Raw genomic sequence first — 2674 nt, 5'->3', positions numbered from 1 at the left:
CAGGAAGGTAATCGGCAAAATACTCCAACACTCCAGGCCAGCGCAAAGTCAAACCTCCTTTACCAAAACAGATTTTCATTAGCATACCACAACTATTCTTCTGAATCATCAGTTTTCAATACTAAATTTAAAAAGTAAAGGGGTTTTAAACCCCTTATGGCATCTCTCTACTCAGTGCTCTCTAATCTGTATTTGGTGCTGGGTGTTTAACTAACTCAGAATGTTCAATATAGTCACAGTCTTTAGGAGAATACTGGGAGAAAGGAGAAGGACCCCGAGAATGGATAACTGAATTCCCGAGGCCCCCCAAAAGGTACGATTATTGTATCACACTACACCAGTAAATGGGATAGCATATTGCCCGGGACTTAGTGAAAGAATTTCAAAAGCCTTCCTCTAACAAGCCTCACAAGACTTCTCTGCTCCCAGATATAGTACCTGTTGAGGTCGGCTACCGTAGCGATAAACAGTAATCCCTTTGCACTTTAGCTCATGAGCCAGAAGATATGCTTCTTCCACATCTTGAGGAGTAGCACTTTCCGGGAGATTGATGGTTTTAGAAACGGCGTTATCCACATATTTCTGAAAAGCGGCCTGCATCCGAATGTGGAAGGAAGGAGGAATTTCTAAAGCAGTAATAAAGAGACGGTGAAGCTCCTCCGGAACATCAACTCCTTCCAGGTTCCCTTTTTCCAAAATTACCTTCCAGATTTCTTCCGGAATTTGATAACTTTTCAATTTTTCTTCTAAAAGAGGATTAACCTCCAGGAGTTCTGTATTATCCAGAACATAGCGGCGAAAAGCCAAAGCAAAAAAGGGCTCTATACCACTGGATACAGAAGCAATCAAACTTATACTTCCGGTGGGGGCAATAGAGGTAAGAGTGGCATTGCGAAGGGGTAAATTCTTGTCTTTCCAGATACTTTCAGGATAATTGGGAAAAGTGCCTCGCTCCTCGGCCAGCTCTTGAGAAGCACACCGAGCTTGCAAAGAAATAAAGTTCATCACTTCTTCAGCAATTTTTAAGGCTTCCTCACTATAATAGGAAACTCCGATTTTAGCTAACATATCAGCAAAACCCATCACTCCTAAGCCTATTTTCCGGTTTCCCTCTACCATTTTTTGTACTTGAGGAAGGGGATAGCGATTAGCATCGATAACATTATCCAGAAAATGTACCGCCCTTTTAACTGTTTCTTTTATTCTCTGGTAGTCAATTTTCCCTCCTTCTACCATCCGAGCTAAGTTGATAGAACCCAGATTACAGGATTCATAAGGTAAAAGAGGGACTTCCCCACAAGGATTAGTGGCTTCAATTATACCCTGGGAAGGGGTAGGATTATGGCGATTTATTTCATCTAAAAATATAAGACCTGGCTCTCCACTTCTCCAGGCGTTCTGGGCCAGCATCTTAAAAAGTTCCCGAGCGTTTATTTTCTCCCATACTTTTCCGTCCTTGGGGTTACAGAGTTCCAGCTCTTCCCCTTTCCGCACTTTTTCCATTTCTTCATCAGTTATGGCCACAGAAAGATTGAAATTTTCCAGAAAGCCAGTTTTTTCTTTGGCATGGATAAATTCTCGAATATCAGGATGATTAAAGCGCAAAATACCCATATTAGCTCCCCGGCGTTTTCCACCCTGTTTCACTACTTCGGTAGCGGTATCAAAAATTCGCATAAAAGAAACCGGACCCGAGGCTCTGCCACCGGTTGTGGAAACCCGATCCCCTCGAGGGCGAAGATGAGTAAAAGTGAAGCCAGTACCTCCCCCTGATTTATGGATGAGAGCCATCTCCCGGAGGGCATCAAATATGGATTCTATGGAATCTTCTACTGGTAAAACAAAGCAAGCCGAAAGCTGCCCCAGAGGAGTTCCGGCATTCATCAAAGTAGGGGAATTGGGCAAAAAGTAGAGAGAGGTCAGCATTTCGTAGAATTCAGAGTAAGCTTTATCTACATCCTTCCCGTAGCGAGCGTCCACCTCAGCTACAGCTCTGGCTACTCGCTTCATCATCTTGCGAGGAGTCTCTATTATTCTTCCCTCTTCATCCCTCAAGAGGTAGCGCTCCTGTAACACTTGCACAGCATTTAGAGAAAGTTTAAGGTCGTCTTTCACTCCAAAAAGCTTCTGTTTCGCTTCTCGCAGCTCTCTTCTTTTTTCCCGGTAGAGAATATAGGCTCGAGCTACCTCCGGAAACCCCTCCCGCATTAATACCTCTTCTACAGTATCCTGGATTTCTTCTACCTCAGGTATAGATGATTTGACCCGCTCCGGTAAAAGTTTTAAAACTTCGCCAGTGAGTTTTTCTGCCTCTTCTTCGCTTTCCTTCCCACAAGCAGCAAGAGCTTTGTAAATGGCTTTAGTAATTTTCGCTGGAGAGAAATCTTCTAATTCTCCATTTCTTTTTCTCACCTTTTCCCAGGACAAAGCTATCCCTCCTCAATTATAAACTTTTTGCACCCACTCCCAGAGCTCCTCCGGAGAGTGGAATACCCATTCTACCTCTTTTTCTTCTTCCTCTTCTCGAGGGAGAGAGTCCCAGAGAGTAAGAGCAAAGCGCACTCCTGCACTTTTCGCGGCTTCTGCATCCAAAGGAGAATCTCCCAGATATAGAGCCTCCTCCGGCTTAATCAGCAAAGTCTCCAGAATTTTTATCACCCCATCAGGATAAGGT

At 43.9% G+C, this 2674-nt stretch carries 2 protein-coding genes; both read right to left on the bottom strand.

Going from position 1 to position 2674, the window contains the following annotated elements; genetic code table 11:
- Positions 1-396: 396 nt before the first annotated feature.
- Positions 397-2427, bottom strand: coding sequence for an adenosylcobalamin-dependent ribonucleoside-diphosphate reductase (locus tag GXZ17_RS04970; RefSeq protein WP_409376183.1), 2031 nt, complete (start codon positions 2425-2427; stop codon positions 397-399).
- 12 nt (positions 2428-2439) lie between these two features.
- A partial coding sequence (locus GXZ17_RS04965) for an HAD family hydrolase (protein ID WP_409376182.1) occupies positions 2440-2674 on the bottom strand: 235 nt, incomplete at its 5' end.

Source organism: Candidatus Sordicultor fermentans, assembly GCF_012728195.1.
Lineage (GTDB): Bacteria > Atribacterota > Atribacteria > Atribacterales > Caldatribacteriaceae > Sordicultor > Sordicultor fermentans.
This window is presented reverse-complemented; position numbering and strand designations above follow the sequence as displayed.